This is a genomic window from Micromonospora sp. NPDC005367, from assembly GCF_040606825.1.
In the GTDB taxonomy this organism is placed as follows: domain Bacteria; phylum Actinomycetota; class Actinomycetes; order Mycobacteriales; family Micromonosporaceae; genus Micromonospora.
Genome location: NZ_JBEXFP010000012.1, coordinates 130,543 through 147,326 on the forward strand (window position 1 = coordinate 130,543; position 16,784 = coordinate 147,326).

Below are 16,784 nucleotides of genomic sequence, written 5' to 3' on the forward strand. Positions count from 1 at the left end.
CTCTCGTTTCGGGTGCGGTCGGGTCTACTCGGCCTCGCGGCCTTTCTTCCGACGGCTCCGGGGTGATCTTCCCGCCGCGCACACCTCCGGGCTTCCACCATCCCCGGATCGCTACTGGCTGCGTGCGACGGTACTCGTCCCCATCTGCGCCTTCCGTGACCATCCTATCCCAGCCGGGTGTGGCCGCAGGCGTCCCGGCCGAGTGGGGGGAGTACTCCGCGTGCGGGCGGCACGGAGGGGTACCCCCTGGATAACGTCCAGGGTATGAACGATCTGATGCGAGCGGTGGGCTACCGCAGGAGCCTGCCGATCACCGATCCGGAGAGTCTGATGGACGCCGAGATCCCGGTGCCCACGCCCGGACCGCATGACCTGCTGGTCCGGGTGGAGGCGGTGTCGGTCAACCCGGTGGACGTCAAGGTGCGCGCCGGCAACGATCCCGGCGGCGAGCTGAAGGTGCTCGGCTACGACGCGGCCGGCGTGGTCGTCGCCGTGGGTGAGCGGGTGAGCAGGTTCGCGGTCGGCGACGAGGTCTGGTACGCGGGCTCGATCGGCCGGCCGGGCACCAACGCCCAGTTCCACACCGTCGACGAGCACGTGGTCGGGCACAAGCCGAACACACTCGGCTTCGCCGAGGCGGCGGCGCTGCCACTCACCACGATCACTGCGTGGGAGACGTTGTTCGATCGGTTCCGGTTGGCGAAAGGCGCTACCGGAACACTGCTCGTGGTGGGCGGCGCCGGTGGCGTCGGGTCGATGGCGGTGCAGCTCGCGCGGGCGTTGACCGACCTGACCGTGATCGGGACGGCCGCGCGGCCCGAGTCACGGCAGTGGGTCAGCGAGCTCGGCGCCCACCATGTGGTCGACCATCACGACCTCGTCGACTCGGTCCGCGCCGTCGCTCCGGACGGCGTCGACTACCTGCTCAGCGCGTTCACGGCCGGCAACGTCGAGCGGTACGCGGAGATCGTCCGCCCCGGCGGCCAGATCACGGCGATCGACGATCCGGAAGAACTGGACGTGCTGCCGTTGAAGGCGAAGAGCATCGCCTGGTACTGGGAGTTCATGTTCACCCGACCGCTGTTCCTGCCGACTGACCCGAACCAGCACGAGCTGCTGGAGGAGGCGGCGCGCCTGGTGGAAGCCGGGCTGCTTCGTACCACGCTGACCCGGCAGCTCGGCCCGATCAACGCCGAGAACCTACGTCGGGCGCACGAACTCGTCGAAACCTCCGCCACCATCGGCAAGGTGGTCGTCGCGGGCTTCTGACTGTCGGGCTCGGCCGTGTCCGGCCGTGGACGACCACCGGGGTCCACGGCCGGCGCTCGGTCGGCGGGTCACCTCGCGGGGCTTGTTCGGTCATTCTGTCGGACGGGGTGTCCGGGCAAGTGGACCGGTGGTCGCGCCGGGACGCATAGGATCGTGGTCATGCCTTCGATCACGCGACGACGCTCTGCCGGCGCCGACCGGCGTCTCACCGTCGAGGCGCGGATCCTCGCCACCACCGAGCGCCTGCTGGCGGAGGGGGAGAGCTTCACGGAGCTCGGGGTGCAGCGCATCGCCCAGGAGGCGGGCGTCGCGCGATCGACCTTCTACCTGCACTTCGCCGACAAGACGCAGCTGCTGCTGCGGCTCGCCGAGTCGTTCACCGACGCCGCGTTCGGGGTCGCCGGGGAGTGGGAGCCGGCGAAGGTGGGCGCGCCGCCCGGTGACTCGGTGGGGCTGGACGCGCTGGTGAGCGGCTTCCGGGAGATCATCGCCATCTACCGCCGGCACCGCGGGGTGCTCGCCGCGATCAACGAGGTGTCCGGTTACGAGCCGGCGATCCGCGGGTTCTGGCGGGCGAGGCTCGACCAGTTCCTGAGGCGTACCGTCCACGTGCTCGAGGAGGAGCAGCGGGCCGGGCGGGCGCCGCAGGACGTCGACATCGCCGCCGCGAGTCGTCTGATCGTGATCGGCGGTGAGCGCTTCCTCTCCGACCATGTCGCCACCGATGACGGCAGCGGTGACGAGGCCGCCGCCCTCGAGCTGGCGAACACCTGGTGGTACGGCGTCTACCGGCGTCCCGCCGGGCAGGAGTCGCCGGTCGACTGACCGCGGCTCGCCGGGCCGCGAACCATCGAGCGACCCCCGTGCGGACACCCCTCGAAGGGGGCGCCGCACGGGGGTCGCTCTCTTTCTGCCGCACACCGACAACTCGATTTGTCTTGACAAGAAAATTTGTCGGTGAGAGAGTCAAGGCATGTTCGACATCACAGTGATCGAGGACGCGGCGGCGGCCGAGGTGTCGCTGGACCCGATGCGGGCCCGGCTCCTGGCGGCCCTCGCCGAGCCGGCCTCGGCGACGATGCTCGCCGCCCGGGTCGGCCTGCCTCGGCAGAAGGTCAACTACCACCTCCGCGCGCTCGAGCAGCACGGCCTCATCGAGCTGGTGGAGGAGCGCCGCAAGGGCAACGTCACCGAGCGGGTCATGCGGGCCACCGCCACGTCGTACGTCATCTCGCCGGCGGCCCTGGCCGCGGTGCGACCCGACCCGGCGGAGGCGCCGGACCGGTTGTCGGCGCGGTGGTTGCTCGCGCTGGCGGCCCGCCTCGTACAGGACGTCGGCTCGCTGATCACCGGTGCCGACCGGGCGAAGAAGCGGGTCGCGACGTTCGCCGTCGACGCCAACGTGCGGTTCGCCTCGGCGACCGACCGGGCCGCGTTCGCCGAAGAGTTGGCGGCCACGATCGGCGCACTGGTCGCCCGCTACCACGACGAGAACGCCCCAGGTGGCCGCGAGCACCGAGTGGTGCTCGCCCTGCATCCCAGCGCCGAACCGACCAGCCGCGACGCATCCGAGGAGTCCTGACATGACCGCCACGACCAGCCCGATCGCCGCACGACCAGCCCGATCGCCGTCCGGACCCGGCCGGCCACCCGTACCGTCAGCGCCACCATCCGGCGTCGCCGCCGGCGCGCTCTGGGCGTGGGTGGCGCGGTGGTCGCGAACAGCGTGCTCTACCTGGCCGGCCGTGCCGCCGGCACCGACTTCACCCTCACCGACCCGGGCGCGACCCAGTCGCACCAGCTGATCCTGCCGGAGATCGCCGCGTTCAGCCTGGTCTTCGCGTTGCTCGGCTGGGGATCGCTGGCGCTGCTCGAGCGGTTCACCCGGCACGCGCGGAGCGCCTGGGGCGCACTCGCCGGCACCGTGCTGCTGGCGTCCTTCGTCCCGGTCCTCATCGAGCAGGCCACGGTGGACACCCGGGTCATGCTCTGCGTGCTCCACGTCGTGGTGGCCGTGGCGCTGCTGCCGATGCTGCGCCGGCGCACGGCCGACCGCTGACTCCCGCCGAACCGGCCGGCACCGTCCGTGGCCGGCCGCCCCCCGACCCCGATTCCGAACACCCAGCGAAAGGTTCAACGTGATGGGACACCACTTCGAGCTGCAGAAGGACATCGAGCTGGCGGCCACTCCGGATCAGGTCTGGGAGGCGATCGCCACCGGCCCCGGCCTCGACTCCTGGTTCATGGGGCGGAGCGAGGTCGAGCCCCGCGAAGGCGGCCGGAGCAGCCTCACCATGGCCGGTCACACCGAGGTGGCGACGGTCATCGCCTGGGAGCCGGGCAAGCGGTTCGCCAATCGCACCGTGCCCGGACCGGACAGCAGCTTCCTGGCCATGGAATACCTCATCGAGGGGCGTGACCAGGGGAGTACCGTGCTGCGACTGGTGCAGAGCGGGGTGCTCGGCGACAACTGGGAGACCGAGTACGAGGCGATGAAGGCCGGTTGGGACATGTACCTCGGCACGTTGGCCGCGTACCTCGCCCATTTCCCCGGCCGGGCCGGAGCACCGGTCGCGGCGTTCCGGCCCCAGGCCGGCACGCCCGACCAGGTCTGGACGGCGGTGGCCGGTGCCTTCGGGATCGCCGGCCCGATGGAGGAGGGGCGGCGCGTCCGACTCACCGTCGACGGGCTGCTGCCGATCGACGGGGTGGTCGACCTCGTCGGCCTGCCGACCTACGTCGGTGTCCGCACCGACGACGCCCTCTACCGCTTCCTGCACTCCGGCACCGACCGGGGCAACGTCCTGGTTCTCGGCCACCACCTCTACGGCGACCAGGACCCGGCCCGGGCCGAGCAGGCCTGGCAGGCGTGGGCCGACAAGCTCCCGATCGCCTGACGGGTTCCGGAACGCCGACGGCCGGGGCCGTCTCCCGGATCGGCCCGGGAGACGGCCCCGGCCGCGGTGCGGGGCGACCTCAGCGTGACCGTTGCGCCCCGTGCCGGGCGTAGCGTGCCCGGAACCGCTCCACCCGTCCCGCGCTGTCGACGAGCCGCTGCTTCCCGGTCCAGAACGGGTGGCTCGCTGAGGAGATCTGCACGTCGATGACCGGATAGGTGTTGCCGTCGGTCCACTCGATCGTCTGGTCGCTGGTGGCGGTGGAACGGGTGAGGAAGGCGAAGTCGGCGGCGCGGTCGCGGTAGACGACCGGCCGGTACTCGGGGTGGATGCCGCGCTTCATGCGCTCTCTCCTTCGGGGTCGGCGGAACTGTCGGACAGATCGGGATCGGGACTGCCGTCCGGGGTGAGGGTGACGAGGGGGAAGCAGCCGGCGAACGGGTCGGGATAGCTGCGCCAGACCTCCTCGCCGTCGGCCAGCTCGGCGTCGGTGAGCAGGCACGCGGCGAGGGTGCGGTGCAGGTCGGCGGCGGCCAGGTCCAGGCCGATGAAGACCAGATGTTGGTGGCGGTCGCCGTAGTAGGGATCCCAGTCCAGCGCGGCGGCGAGCCGCCGGTGATCGGACGTGTCGGCCCAGAGCTCGTCCGGCAGGACGGCGAGCCAGCGTCCGAGCGAACCCAGGCCGAGTCCGCCGCCGGCGAAGTCCCAGGCGATCACGGTCTCCGGCTGGCTGGCCAGCCACAGGTGTCCCCGCGACCGGATCGCCTCGGCGTTGAGCTCCTCCAGCGCGTCGTGCAGACGCTCGGGGTGGAACGGGCGGCGCGCCCGGAACAGCACCGAGACGACCCCGCAGTCCGGGTGCGGCTCGTGCGTACCGAGCGCGTACCCCTCCAGGCCACGGGTCAGTACGCCTGGCGTGTCGGGCCGGTGACGTCGAGTGTCGCGTAGCCGGCGGCTGAGCGCGTGGGTATCGACCAGGTCCGCGTCGACCCGGACCTGAGTGGCCCACGGGGCCATCCGGTCCAGCAGCACCGACAGCCGGCTGGTGTCGAACTCCCCGTCTCGGGACAGTCCCCACAGGACGATCGTGTCGGCGTACTCGATCTGGCGTACGACCACGTCGGCCACGGCACGGTCGTCGTCGGCGGCGGCGTGGATGCCCAGGGCCTTGAGGTCGTCGGTGGTGGCCAGGCCGTCGATCAGGTGCTCGGCGTCCACCACCGTGACGTACGAGTCGATGCGCAGCAGGTCGGTGACGGGCGCGCCGTCGACGAGACAGTGCGCGCAGGCTGCGGCGACCGCCTCCGGCTCGGCCACCTCGGGGAGCATCAGGAGCAGGTCCCGACCGGGGTGGGTGCGGGTGAGCCGGGCCAGGGTGGGCAGCACGTCCTCACGGAGCGTGCATGAGACGCATCCGTGAGCGAGGTTGACGCGCACGTCCTCCAGCAGGCCGTTGCCGTCGCGGACGATGCGTTGCACCGCGCCCGCGTGCACCTCGGTGAGGTCGTGGCGCACCAACAGCAGCGACGGGTCCGCCGCGAGCAGGGCGCGGGCGGCGGCGTACGTGGTTGCTGGCCAGAAGCCGCTCAGCACGGTCAGTGACGGCCGGAGGTCGGCCTCTCCGGTCACGGTGCCGGCGGGCGCGAGTGGTGACGTCGACATCACGATCCTCTCGTCGCTTGTTGAAAACGGTTGTCATTATAGGGTGACCGACGGGCCGGTCCGTCGAGCGGGGTGGCCGGCACCCCCGCTGTCGCGGCGCCCGGCCGGCCCGAGTAGAAACGAAAACCATTACGGTTAAGGTCGAGCATCAACGAGAAGGAGTCCGCGTGTCCAGACGATGTGACGTCACCGGGGCCCAACCAGGCTTAGGCAACGCCGTGTCCCACTCCCATCAGCGCACCCGCCGCCGGTGGAACCCGAACCTCCAGCGTCACCGCTACTGGTTGCCGTCCGAGCGGCGCTGGATCACCCTCACCCTCACCGCGAAGGCGCTGCGGACGGTCGACCGCAAGGGCATCGAGGCAATCGTCGCCGAGCTGCGTGGCCGGGGGGTGCGAATCTGATGGCCCGACAGACCGACATCCGTCCGGTGGTCAAGCTCCGCAGCACCGCCGGCACCGGGTACACGTACGTCACCCGGAAGAACCGGCGCAACGACCCGGACCGCCTCGTCCTGCGCAAGTACGACCCGCTCGTGCGCCGGCACGTCGAGTTCCGGGAGGAGCGCTGATGGCCCGCGACGGTCTCGTCAACCGGCAGGCCCGCCGGGAGGAGCTGGTCGCGCGGCACGCCGACCGCCGCGCCGAGCTGAAGCGGTCCATCGCACACCCCGACACCGACCCGGCGGTACGCGACGAGGCCGTCCGCCGCCTGGCACGGCTGCCCCGGGACTCCAGCCCGGTACGGCTACGCAACCGGGACGTCGTCGACGGACGACCGCGCGGAGTTCTCGCCCGGTTCGGCCTGTCCCGGATCAGGTTCCGGGAGATGGCGCTGCGGGGCGAGCTGCCGGGTGTGCGCAAGGCGTCCTGGTGACGTCCGGCGTGGTCGGTCCGTGCCGCCTCAGCGTAGGTCGGTGGCCGGGCCGGTCCACGTCGCGCCGCCGGGATCGGCCGCCGGGCCGCCACGCAGGTACGTGAGGACCGCCAGTACCCGCCGATTGGTGTCGTCGCTGGGCAGCAGGCCGAGCTTCGTGAGGATGTTCCCGACGTGCTTGCCGACCGCCGCCTCGGTGACCTGCAGCGCCGCAGCGATCGCCGCGTTCGAACGGCCCTCCGCGATCAACGCCAGCACCTCCCGCTCGCGCGGCGACAACGCCGCCAGCGGGTCCCGCGGGTGGTGCAACAACCGGCGTACGACGTCGGGGTCGACGACCGTGCCGCCGCCGGCGACGGTACGCAGATGCTCGACGAACTCGACCACCTCGGCGACCCGGTCCTTCAGCAGGGAGCCGACTCGGCGGCCGTCTCCGCTGTCGAGCAGCGCGGCGGCGTACTCGGCCTGCACGTGCTGGCTGAGCACCATCACCGCGAGCTCCGGTCGCTCCGAGCGCAACGTGACCGCCGCCCGTAGACCGTCGTCGCGCCGGCCAGGGGGCATCCGGATGTCGGTCACCACCAGGTCCGGCCGGTGCGCGCGGGTCGCCTCCAGCAGCTCCGGCGCGGAACCGACGGCGGCGAGTACCTCGAAACCGAACCGCTCCAGCAGGCCGACGAGCCCCTCGCGCAGGAGGACCTCGTCCTCGGCGATCTCGTCGGGCGGCCGTGCTGCCGTACGGCGTTGACGGCCGCCCACAGGGGTGCCCCGACCAGCAGCAGCCCGACGGAGAGCACGCCGGCGATCGGGGCGGTGGACACCAGGTAGCCCAGCGCTCGCCACGGCCACTGCGAGACCAGGTAGCGGGGGTGGCGCAGCGCCGTGGCCAGGCGCGGGAGCTGGGGCGATGTCATGCCATCGACGCTATCGGCGGTGCCGGCGTCGACCCAGCCGCCTGGATCCACTTCCGCGGGTATGCCCAGCCCCACCTTCGGGGCGTGACGCCCGGCGGGTTCGGGTCACCGCCGGGCGTCACGGACTCGGGTGCCTACTTGCCGGAGTTCAGGGCGACCAGCGCCTGGGCGACCCGGAAGTACGGGTTCCGGCCGAGGTCGCCGATCGTGACGATGCCGAGCGCCTCCTTGAGCAGCTTGGCGCCGCCCTCGCTGACCCCCGCGAGGGCGGCCACCGGGGCGTCGACCAGCTCGGCGAGGGTCTGGTCCTGGTAGGCCTTGTCGACCAGCTTGCTGAGGTCGGCGGTGACGGACATGGGCTCTCCTTCGATACCCGGGCTGACATCTCACCCGGAGGGGACCGATCGGGATGAATTACATCATCCGCGTCGAGCATGCTCCACAGAGGACACCGACTTCTCGATCTTCGGCCGTGCGCCTCTCGACGCGCCGCCGGCGCCGCCCCGCTTGCCCCGAGCCCGTCGGCGGTCCGTCGGCCGGGCGTGGCGCCGAGCCACTGCCGATCCCTGGGGGCCGCCGGCCGGAGCCTCCGGAAGCCGCCGCTCCAGATCCTGCGCCGAATGCCGACCAGGATCACCCGCAGGCTGGGGAAGAGGCGGAACGCGCGCACGATGCGGGCCAGTCGCAGCAGCCGCAGCAGCGTCACGTTCTCCCGTACCCCGGGCGCCAGCGGCGCGGCGACGATGAGCAGGTCGAACACGTTCCAGCGGTCCCGGAAGAACCCGGCCGGACTCCGGAGGTGCGCGCCGAACCGCACCAGCAGTTCGAGCACGAAGAAGGTGAGGCAGGCGTATTCGACCGTCCGCAGCAGGCCACCGGCCGCCATGACCGCCCGGCCGTAGGTCTCCAAGCCGAGCACCAACGAGTTGACGACGATGACGACGAAGCTCGCCAGGCCGAACCAGGAGGCGTTCACCAACTCCTGGCACGCAACGGCCAGCCGATGCCTCCGGCTCCGAACGGGGGGGCGTCATGATTCTCCGTCGCTCGCCCGGCGGGCGCCGGCGTCGCCGCCGCCCTCCGGTCGCTGCACGATCACGCCTGCGGCGTCTCCTCGGCCGTCGGCTCGGCCTTCTTCTCGGCCGTCGGCTCCTCGGCCGCCTCGTCGTCCTTGGCGGGCTCGGTCTCCCGCTCCGCCGCCTTCACCGGCGCGGGCACGGTCCAGGAGAACTCGATCTCGACGGAGAGCTCCGTCTCGCTCTCCCGCTCGATCTCCAGCTCGCACCGCACCTCGTCCGCGACCGCGACCGCGCCGGCGGCGCCGTAGTAGACCCGCCCGTCGGACTCGAGCTGGTTCGCCAGCTGACGCAGCCAGCCGGCCAGGTCGGCCCGTGACACCGTACGGGCATCCTCGTAGATATCCATGCGCGCCATGCTCGCACTCCACAAAGGACGAAAGGTCGACGGGTGCTTCCGATTGAGAGGCGCCGGAATGGTATTGCCTCCGGGCCACGTCGTCCCCGCCGGTTCGCGAGTGCCGGGTACCGGCCGGCCACCCGGCCGGTACCCGACTCCGCCACTGCCCTACCGCGAATCGATCCTGTGCGTGAGCTGAGCGGCCTTGCGCGCGTTCACGTCGTCAGGGACGCACGCGAGTTCCCGCGCGAGGTCGTCCGTCCGGTCGACGAACCTGGCGAAGTGCGCGAAGTACTCCTGCTGTCCACGTCCACCGACGCCCAGGCGTGGTCGGACGGCCCAGACCAGCAGCAGTGTGCTGGCCAGGAACATCGCCGTCGCAGTGCCTACCGCCCAACCGTTCAGGGGCCCGGTCGTGGTGGTGACGGCGAGGCTGACGAAGAGCCCCATGACGGTCTTGGGCCTGGCGGCTGGCCACCATCCGCCGACCGTCCATTTGGCGGGCACCGGCTGATCCCTCGCGGCCGACTCCAGCCGGGAGGATGAAGTCCCCACGGGCAGGTGCGTACAGGCATCCGAGGCGGTCTCGACGATGATCCTCACGGTGGGCGGCCGGGCCGGCGAACCGGACCCGACCGCCCGCGGTCAGGCGACCGGCGAGGCTACCGATCCAGCGGTTCGATCCAGATGTTGCGGTACTGGACCGGGTTGCCGTGATCCTGTAGCCGGATTGCGCCCGTGGCCGGGCCCTCGGGCCGGCTACCGCCGGTCGGGCCGAGGATCTCGACGTCGTCGTGCACGGTGACGCCGTTCCACACCACCGTGACGCGCGCGTTCTCCACCTTGTTGCCGGCGGTGTCGTAGCGCGCCTGCCGGTAGACGATGTCGTACGTCTGCCAGGTCAGCGGTGGCCGTGCCGCGTTCACGTCCGGTGCCTTCTGCTGGTAGATGGCGGCGGCGTCGTTGGTCTGCGGCGGGTCGATGCCGAACGAGTCCAGCACCTGGATCTCGTAGCGGTCCTGCAGGTACACGCCGCTGTTGGCGCGCGCCTGACCGGTCACGTCCGGCGGGTACAGCGGCAGGTTGAACTCGGCGTGCAGGCGGAAGTCGCCGAAGGCCTGCACCGTACGCAGGTCGCCACCGCGTACCGTCATGGTGCCGTCGGCGACCGCCCACTCGGGCTCGCGCCCGTCGCTGTGCTGCCACTCGGCGAGGTCGCCACCGTCGAACAACGTGATGCGCTCGCCGTGCGGCCGGACGGCGAGGACGTCGAGGTTCACGTGTCCGGAGTCGGCGGCCTCCTTGCGGTACTCGACCAGGTTGCGACCCTCGCGTAGGGGCACGGTGGTGGTGACGGTGCCCCACTCCTCCCACGTCACGGTCGAGGGGAAGACGGTCTGCTCCACCCGTTGACCGTTGACGTACAAACTCAGCTGCTTCTCGCCCGAGTAGGGGTTCGGACCGTTGCTGTAGCGCATCGCCAGGTCGTACCTGCCGCTCTTCCGGACGCCGACGGACATCCTGGTCGACGAGCCGTCCTCGGCGAACCCGGCGGCGAACCCGGCGCCGGAGTAGGCGGCGTGGTCGGTCGCCATGCCGACGCCGACGGTCCGGCCCTCCTCGGCCTCGAAGAACGTCTGCGGCTGCACCACGCGACCCGGGATCTCGTTGAGCGTGTACCAGGCCTCAGTGTTCCACAGCTCCTCGCCGTCGGCGGACGAGAACGGGCGCGGCGAACGCACGTGGACGACGCGATTCTCCTTGAGGCCCGGAATGTTGAGCTTGACGGTGCGGCCGTCCCGGGAAAGCTCGGCCTTGGCGACGTCGAGCGTCTCCAGGTCGAGCTTGGGGCCGCCGTACTGGCTCGTCGCGCCGTAGCGCCACTGCGTCACCTGGTACGCGTCGGCGAGGTCCTGCGCGGTCTCGGCCGACAGCGGCTCGGTGTACTCCAGCTCGAACCCGACGTGCGACACGCGCATCCGTTTGACCTCGAACACGGAGGTGCCGTTCGGGGTCAGCTTCTGCAGGCCGTAGGAGAGCTTGCCCTCCTGGCCCCAGTTGCCGCCCGCGCCCAGGCCACCGAGGTAGAGCGCGCCGTCCGGGCCGAGGGCGACCTCGTTGACTCCGGCCTCCAGGCCCTGGGTGTGCCGGAACACGGCGCCCTGGTACTGCCCCTCGACCTTCTCGAGGAACACGCGTTGCAGGCCGCCGTAGGTCACGTCGCCGACGACCAGCTGCCCCTTGTACGGCCCCCGCTTGAGCAGTACGGGAGTCGACGGCGAGTTGCCGATCTCGTTCTGCGGGAGCCAGACGACGGGTCGGGTCACCGGCTTGTCGTCGAACGGGCCCGCCGGGGTGGTGTAGTGGTTGTAGAACGCTCCCTGCTTGATCTCGACCAGCTTCGACGCGGGTAGCCAGCCGCCCTGGTTGTCGGTGACGAGGACCTCGCCGTGTGGACCCCACCCGATTCCGTTGGGGGTGCGGAGCCCGCCGGCGACGTACGTGATCTTGCCGGTCTTCGCGTCGACCTTGATCGAGGTGCCGCGGTTCGGGGCGGGTTGGGGGATCGTGGTGGCGCCACCGAGGTCGATGGCGACCGACAGGTTGAGATGGAAGTACCCGTCCCGGTAGAGCAGGCCGAACGCGAACTCGTGGAAGTTCTGGCCCCACGGCCAGGTGGCGACCGTCCGGTGGGTGTCGGCGACGCCGTCGCCGTCGGTGTCACGCAGGGCGGTCAGCTCGTGCTTCTGGCTGACGTAGACGGTGCCGTCGACCACCGCGACACCTTGGGGTTCGCGCAGCCCCTCCGCGAAGCGGTGGTAGGTCACCTGATCGGGGCCGGTCTGCCCGGTGGCCCCCTCGATCAGGTAGATCTCGCCGGTGGTGTTGTCGGTGCCGCCCCAGGTGGAGACGACCAGATCACCGTCGGGCATGAAGGCCATGCCGGTCACCTGCGGCTGGAAGCCGTCGGGACGGAGGTCGGTGAGGGTGTAACCAGGGTGGACCCGGTCCAGCGGCATGCCGTCGCCGGCCGAGTCGGCGGCGCCCTCGCAGTACTTCCAGCCGGGTGCCGTCACGCGTACGACGTCGGCATCCGTGCTCAGCGCGGAGGCCGGTACGAGCTCGAAGGCGTCGGTGCCGGGGGGACGCCACTCCAGTCGCAGCACCTGGCCGCCGCCGTTGTCGAAGAGTTCGGCGAGCAGCGGGTGCAGGCCGGCGGTCAGGTCGACCGAGCCCTCCTTGGCAGTCTCGCCGTGCAGGCCGTCGTGGTCTACGACGACCTGGTCACCGATCGTCAGGCGGGATCCGTCGTCGCTGGTCAGCCGGAACGCGTACGTGCCGTCGACCGGTGCCGTGAGGTTGGCGATGGCGTGCGTGATGAACCGGTCGGACAGGCCGAACTCGTCCGTGGTGGTCCAGTTGATCTGCGGCATCAGCTTGTCGACGTTCGGCGTCTGCGCGGGCTTCAGCGTGCACAGCGCCGGCAGCGGGACGCCCATGTCGTACGAGCGCAGGGTGACGCCCGGTTCCTGCGGTGGTACGTCAGCGGTGCCGGGTACGGCTGCGGCCGGGGTGACAGGGGCGGTGGCGAGCAGGGTCGCCAGTGCGGCACTCGCGCTGGCGAGCGCGGTGCGGCGGCGATACCGCCATCGGTTCGGTCCGGTCATCGGTCCTCCGAGGTGGGTACGGGTCCCGGCCGGGGAAAGCCGTCCCACTTTCTCCCGCCAGGGTGGGCAGATCGATCTCGTGAGACGAAAGATCGATCGCCGACACTATCACTTTAGATGGAGACATGGAAAGTTTTAAATGTTTGTGCGAAAGCTTCCGTTCATCCGTCGACGTCGGGTTCTCATGGGTGTCCGGATCGTTCCGCCGAACGGCGACGGCTCGCGCTCCGGCGTGATGTCGATCGACTCGACTTCCTTGAAGTCGGGGCATCGGGGGCGCGTGGAAGCCCCGACCGCAAGGATCCCGAGTTGACCTTGGATGGGTTCGAGCCGGATCAGGTCGAGCTCAATCCCGAGATCGAGGAGAACTAGGCTGCCGGGTGTGCAGATCCACGGGAAGACCGTCGACGACCAGACCCGGTGCGTCCACTACGCGACGCCCGTGGACGTCGTCGCCATCAAGTTCGCCTGCTGCCAGCGCTACTACCCGTGCCACCTCTGCCACGAGGAGACCGCCGGCCATCCCGCGAGCCAGTGGCCGGTCGACCAGCGGGGGGAGCATGCCGTACTTTGCGGCGTCTGTCGTACCGAGCTGACCATCGAGGAGTACCTCTCGGTCGACTCCTGCCCGAACTGCCACGCGGCGTTCAACGAACGCTGCCGGCTGCACACCCACCTCTACTTCCAGGTGCGGTGACCGGACTCGACCCTGCGCCGGCGAAGCTCGGGGCGCTACCGCGGCCGGGTGATTCACCCTCAGGTGAGGGTGTCGAGCAGGCGAAGCCGTTCCGCCGACTCGGTGCCGTTCTCCGCGCCGCTGAAGATGATCCGCACCCCCGGGTCATCGGTCAGCCGGACCACCTCCTCGTTCAGCATCATGCTGCCGACCTGCGGATGGCGGTATTCGCGTGTCGAGTGCGCGCAGTCGCTCACCGGATGCTCGGCCCAGATCCGGACGAAGTCGGGGCTACGGACACTCAGTTGGCCGATGAGCGTGTGTAGCTCATGGTCATCCGGGTACTGAGCGGCAGCGTGGCGCAGGTAGCCGGTGATGTCCCTCGCTTGCGCTTCCCAGTCGGGAAAGAGGTCCCGGGCCAATGGGTCGAGGAACGTGATGCGGGCAATGTTGGGCCGCGGCTCGCCGGACCCGCTGTCCGGTGCGGGCAGCCCCCACAGGGCGTAGCCGAGCCGGTTGCCGCCCAGCAGGTCGGCGCGTCGTCCCACGATGATCGCGGCCTGGCCCGTTGCGGCGTCGACGAGGGTCTGGACTGCGGGGCGTACCCGTTCCGGCTCGCCGGTACGGCGGCTGGTCCGTTCCGGCCGGGCCAGCCGGACCAGGTAGGCGCGCTCGTCCGGGGCGAGTTTGAGCACGCGCGCCAGGGAATCCAGGACGGAGTCCGAGATCTGGTGGCTCTCCCCCTGCTCCAGGCGGGTGTAGTACGTCGCGCTGATGCCTGCGAGTTGGGCGAGTTCTTCACGCCGGAGACCGGGCACACGCCGCTGGCCCCAGGAGGGCACACCTGCCTCCTGCGGAGTGAGGGCCGCCCGTCGGCTGCGCAGGAACGCGCCCAGTTCCGTTGACGACGACCAGGTGCCGTTCATCTCTCCAGTGTCTCCGCGTATCGGGTGCACTGCCTGCCCATGTCGTGGATACCGTGGCATCTCGTACCCGGAGCCCTGCGATCGTCGACGGGGCGGCCACGCCAACACCCGGGCGTCCTGATCGTCCCGCTCTGTCGGCTTTCTGTGGTCGCTTGGGTATCCACGGCATTGTCTGGTTGGCCCTCCCGGGCCGTCTCACACTGGCGATATGAACGATTCGCGCTCATACACCGGCACTTCCGCAGGACACGTCGAGGCGGAACCGGACCTTTTCGTGGTCACCGCCGCCACCAGCGCCACCGGTTCAGCCGTGGCCCGAGCCCTACTGGACGGCGGATCGACGGTGGTGGCTGTGGGGCGCGAGCACGACCGGCTGCGCCCGTACGCCGATTCCGGCGCCCTGACCTACCTCAGCGCGCTGGATGACCCGGACCGCCTCGCCGCGGTCATGGCCAACGCCACCGGCGCATTCGTCATGATCGCACCGGGTTTCATCCCAGACAGCTCGGACTTCCATGCCTACCAGCGGGCCGTGATCGCCGCTGAGGCGTACGCCGTGCAGACCGCGCACCGTCACGGCCGGCTACGGCGTGTGGTGACCCTCAGCGGCTGGGCGGCCAACTACGCCGAGGCACGCGGGCCGGTATGGGGACTGAGGCAACTCGAGCAGGCGATCGACGCCACCGGCGTACCGGCGGTCCACCTGCGGGCTGGATCGTTCATGGAGAACCTGCTCCCCGACATCGCCGCCATCCGGGCGACCGGCGCCACCGGCGGACTGATCCCACCCGACCTTCCCCTGCCGATGATCGCCACCGCGGATATCGGGCGCGTCGCGGCTGAACTCCTGCGTGGCGACCGTCCGCTCACGCCCGGGCCGGTGGAGCTGGTCGGCCCGGCCGACCGGACGCTCGCCGAGGCCACCCGGCTGATCGGCGCGGCTGCCCGTGTGCGGGAGGCCCGGTACGACGTCCGGACCGCCGACGCCGTACGCGCCGGGTTGAAGGCCAACGGATTCTCCGACCACATGGCCGCCGCCATGGTCGACATGACCCTCGACGTGGCAGAACGCCGTATCCGCGTGCACCGCCCAGCCGGGACGATCACCACCGCGACCACCCTCGAGGAATTCGTCAGGGCAGCCGTCACCGCCGAGTGAACACACCCAGACCCTGAACAGCAGAAAGCGAAATCCACCCATGCTCAGTCAGCCGACACAGGCGCCCGGGTTCCAGCGATTCCGCATCGGGAACCGCATGATCACCGCCCTGTACGACGGGTACGTGCCCATCTTCGCCGCAGACCTGCGTGGCATACCGGCAGAGCAGGTGAGGGCTCGTCTCGCCGACGCTCACCTCGAGGAGGACGGCGACCCGTACACCGCGGTCATCGCCTTCCTCGTCGAGGAGGACGGCCGACACGTCCTCGTCGACGCTGGCAGCGGCACGACACTCGGTCCGAACACCGGCCACCTGCTCGACAGCCTGTCCGCCGCCGGCGTCACTCCGGACGACATCGAGCACATCCTGATCACACATCTGCATCCCGACCACTCCGGTGGCCTCGTCACCGCGGACGGCGACGTCGTCTACCCACGCGCCACCGTCCACGTCGCATCCGACGACGTCGAGTACTGGCTCGACCCGGATCGGACCACGCGGGCCGAGGGCGTCCAACGTGAGATCCATCAGGCGGCCGCCGCCAGTCTGGCCCCGTACCGGCGGGCCGGTCGGCTCGACGCCTTCGACACCACCCGCGTGTTGCCCGGTGTGCGGGCGCACCACCAGCACGGCCACACGGCCGGCCACACCGGGTACCTGTTCGGCGAGGGCGCGGAGACGGTGCTCTTCTGGGGCGACATCGTGCACAGTCACAGCGTCCAACTGCCGCACCCGCAGGTGTCAATCGCGATCGACAACGAGCCGGACCTCGCCGTGGTCGCGCGAAACGACGTGTTCGAACTGGTCACCGAGCACCGTTGGTGGGTGGCGGCAGCCCATCTCCCATTTCCCGGCGTGGGTCACCTGCGCCGCGCCGACGGCGCATACGCCTGGCTTCCCGCACACTTCCGGCCGCTCTCGGACGCCTGACCGGTCGTCGGTGATCTGTCCGCCACCGTTCACCTGGTGTCCAAGGCGGACAGCAGGTGAATTCGCCCGCCGTCGGCACGGCTGGCTCCCCGCAGGGTTTTGCCGTTCAAGGCGATCACCTGCGCCGTCGGAACGGTGCAAGGGCCCTAGCAAAGCGGTGCGCCGGCCCGAGTCCTCGGGCTCCCGGGCGTTTGGCCTCATGAATGGATCAACGGAACAGATGGGGTGAATCAACAAGATTCGTTGGATCTGATGCCTATCCAAGGGGAAGGCTCGATATGCCGCAGAACGGACGCAGGGTCAACGGAGGCTTCACATGAGCAAGGCGCAGCGGGTGGCGATCGTCACCGGGGGTTCTCGGGGCATCGGTCGGCAGGTCGTGCAGCGGCT

At 70.4% G+C, this 16,784-nt stretch carries 20 protein-coding genes and 1 pseudogene; 12 read left to right on the forward strand and 9 right to left on the reverse strand.

Going from position 1 to position 16,784, the window contains the following annotated elements; genetic code table 11:
* Positions 1 to 264 precede the first annotated feature (264 nt).
* From ABZS42_RS11670 to ABZS42_RS11690, 5 genes are all read left to right on the forward strand, one after another.
* Positions 265 to 1,269 (forward strand): zinc-binding alcohol dehydrogenase family protein, encoded by a 1,005-nt coding sequence (locus tag ABZS42_RS11670; RefSeq protein WP_355144230.1) that lies wholly within the window; start codon positions 265 to 267, stop codon positions 1,267 to 1,269.
* A 159-nt stretch (positions 1,270 to 1,428) separates the two neighbouring features.
* Positions 1,429 to 2,094: a helix-turn-helix domain-containing protein gene (locus ABZS42_RS11675; protein ID WP_355144232.1), complete on the forward strand. Its 666-nt coding sequence runs from the start codon at positions 1,429 to 1,431 to the stop codon at positions 2,092 to 2,094.
* Positions 2,095 to 2,242: 148 nt separating this feature from the next.
* Positions 2,243 to 2,851, forward strand: coding sequence for a helix-turn-helix domain-containing protein (locus ABZS42_RS11680; RefSeq protein ID WP_355144234.1), 609 nt, complete (start codon positions 2,243 to 2,245; stop codon positions 2,849 to 2,851).
* Positions 2,852 to 2,938: 87 nt separating this feature from the next.
* A complete protein-coding gene (locus ABZS42_RS11685) occupies positions 2,939 to 3,328 on the forward strand; it encodes a DUF6069 family protein (protein ID WP_355144276.1) in 390 nt (129 codons plus the stop codon).
* 82 nt (positions 3,329 to 3,410) lie between these two features.
* Positions 3,411 to 4,166, forward strand: a complete 756-nt coding sequence (locus tag ABZS42_RS11690) for an SRPBCC domain-containing protein (RefSeq protein WP_355144236.1) — start codon at positions 3,411 to 3,413, stop codon at positions 4,164 to 4,166.
* 79 nt (positions 4,167 to 4,245) lie between these two features.
* On the opposite strand, the gene ABZS42_RS11695 is transcribed toward ABZS42_RS11690, so the two are convergent.
* Both ABZS42_RS11695 and ABZS42_RS11700 read right to left on the reverse strand, forming a co-directional pair.
* Entirely contained in the window at positions 4,246 to 4,509 is a 264-nt protein-coding gene (locus tag ABZS42_RS11695) for a type B 50S ribosomal protein L31 (RefSeq protein WP_355144238.1), read from the reverse strand.
* Entirely contained in the window at positions 4,506 to 5,831 is a 1,326-nt protein-coding gene (locus tag ABZS42_RS11700; RefSeq protein ID WP_355144240.1) for a GTP-binding protein, read from the reverse strand. The genes ABZS42_RS11695 and ABZS42_RS11700 overlap by 4 nt, the downstream gene beginning before the upstream one ends.
* Before the next feature lie 164 nt (positions 5,832 to 5,995).
* On the opposite strand from ABZS42_RS11700, the gene rpmB reads away from it, so the two are divergent.
* From rpmB to rpsN, 3 genes are read left to right on the forward strand one after another with little or no spacing between them, the layout of a single operon-like run.
* Positions 5,996 to 6,232: a 50S ribosomal protein L28 gene (gene rpmB / locus ABZS42_RS11705; RefSeq protein ID WP_355144242.1), complete on the forward strand. Its 237-nt coding sequence runs from the start codon at positions 5,996 to 5,998 to the stop codon at positions 6,230 to 6,232.
* The gene (gene rpmG / locus ABZS42_RS11710; RefSeq protein ID WP_120673546.1) at positions 6,232 to 6,399 is read left to right on the forward strand and encodes a 50S ribosomal protein L33; all 168 of its coding nucleotides are present in this window, start codon (positions 6,232 to 6,234) and stop codon (positions 6,397 to 6,399) included. Before rpmB ends, rpmG begins: the two co-directional genes overlap by 1 nt.
* Positions 6,399 to 6,704 carry a 30S ribosomal protein S14 gene (gene rpsN / locus ABZS42_RS11715; RefSeq protein WP_355144244.1) on the forward strand — a complete coding sequence of 102 codons (306 nt, stop codon included), beginning with the start codon at positions 6,399 to 6,401 and terminating at the stop codon, positions 6,702 to 6,704. Before rpmG ends, rpsN begins: the two co-directional genes overlap by 1 nt.
* Before the next feature lie 27 nt (positions 6,705 to 6,731).
* Here rpsN and ABZS42_RS11720 read toward each other — a convergent pair whose 3' ends face one another.
* The 6 genes and pseudogenes from ABZS42_RS11720 to ABZS42_RS11745 form a co-directional block, all read right to left on the reverse strand.
* Positions 6,732 to 7,463, reverse strand: a complete 732-nt coding sequence (locus tag ABZS42_RS11720) for a response regulator transcription factor (RefSeq protein WP_355144246.1) — start codon at positions 7,461 to 7,463, stop codon at positions 6,732 to 6,734.
* Positions 7,464 to 7,752: 289 nt separating this feature from the next.
* Entirely contained in the window at positions 7,753 to 7,974 is a 222-nt protein-coding gene (locus tag ABZS42_RS11725) for a hypothetical protein (protein WP_355144248.1), read from the reverse strand.
* 275 nt (positions 7,975 to 8,249) lie between these two features.
* Positions 8,250 to 8,594: pseudogene (locus ABZS42_RS11730) on the reverse strand (ion transporter); the annotation flags it as partial.
* A 119-nt stretch (positions 8,595 to 8,713) separates the two neighbouring features.
* The gene (locus ABZS42_RS11735) at positions 8,714 to 9,052 is read right to left on the reverse strand and encodes an amphi-Trp domain-containing protein (protein ID WP_355144250.1); all 339 of its coding nucleotides are present in this window, start codon (positions 9,050 to 9,052) and stop codon (positions 8,714 to 8,716) included.
* 150 nt (positions 9,053 to 9,202) lie between these two features.
* On the reverse strand, positions 9,203 to 9,541 hold the full coding sequence (locus ABZS42_RS11740; protein ID WP_355144252.1) for a Pycsar system effector family protein: 339 nt from the start codon (positions 9,539 to 9,541) through the stop codon (positions 9,203 to 9,205).
* A 155-nt stretch (positions 9,542 to 9,696) separates the two neighbouring features.
* Positions 9,697 to 12,702 carry a family 16 glycoside hydrolase gene (locus ABZS42_RS11745; RefSeq protein ID WP_355144254.1) on the reverse strand — a complete coding sequence of 1,002 codons (3,006 nt, stop codon included), beginning with the start codon at positions 12,700 to 12,702 and terminating at the stop codon, positions 9,697 to 9,699.
* Positions 12,703 to 12,819: 117 nt separating this feature from the next.
* Between ABZS42_RS11745 and ABZS42_RS11750 the strand changes: the two genes are divergently transcribed.
* Both ABZS42_RS11750 and ABZS42_RS11755 read left to right on the forward strand, forming a co-directional pair.
* Positions 12,820 to 13,074 carry a hypothetical protein gene (locus ABZS42_RS11750; RefSeq protein ID WP_355144256.1) on the forward strand — a complete coding sequence of 85 codons (255 nt, stop codon included), beginning with the start codon at positions 12,820 to 12,822 and terminating at the stop codon, positions 13,072 to 13,074.
* 10 nt (positions 13,075 to 13,084) lie between these two features.
* Positions 13,085 to 13,399, forward strand: coding sequence for a CHY zinc finger protein (locus ABZS42_RS11755; protein ID WP_355144258.1), 315 nt, complete (start codon positions 13,085 to 13,087; stop codon positions 13,397 to 13,399).
* Between the two features lie 59 nt (positions 13,400 to 13,458).
* Here ABZS42_RS11755 and ABZS42_RS11760 read toward each other — a convergent pair whose 3' ends face one another.
* Positions 13,459 to 14,304, reverse strand: a complete 846-nt coding sequence (locus ABZS42_RS11760) for a helix-turn-helix transcriptional regulator (protein WP_355144260.1) — start codon at positions 14,302 to 14,304, stop codon at positions 13,459 to 13,461.
* 208 nt (positions 14,305 to 14,512) lie between these two features.
* On the opposite strand from ABZS42_RS11760, the gene ABZS42_RS11765 reads away from it, so the two are divergent.
* Entirely contained in the window at positions 14,513 to 15,463 is a 951-nt protein-coding gene (locus ABZS42_RS11765) for an NmrA family NAD(P)-binding protein (protein ID WP_355144262.1), read from the forward strand.
* 97 nt (positions 15,464 to 15,560) lie between these two features.
* Positions 15,561 to 16,394: an MBL fold metallo-hydrolase gene (locus ABZS42_RS11770; RefSeq protein WP_355144264.1), complete on the forward strand. Its 834-nt coding sequence runs from the start codon at positions 15,561 to 15,563 to the stop codon at positions 16,392 to 16,394.
* Positions 16,395 to 16,784 lie beyond the last annotated feature (390 nt).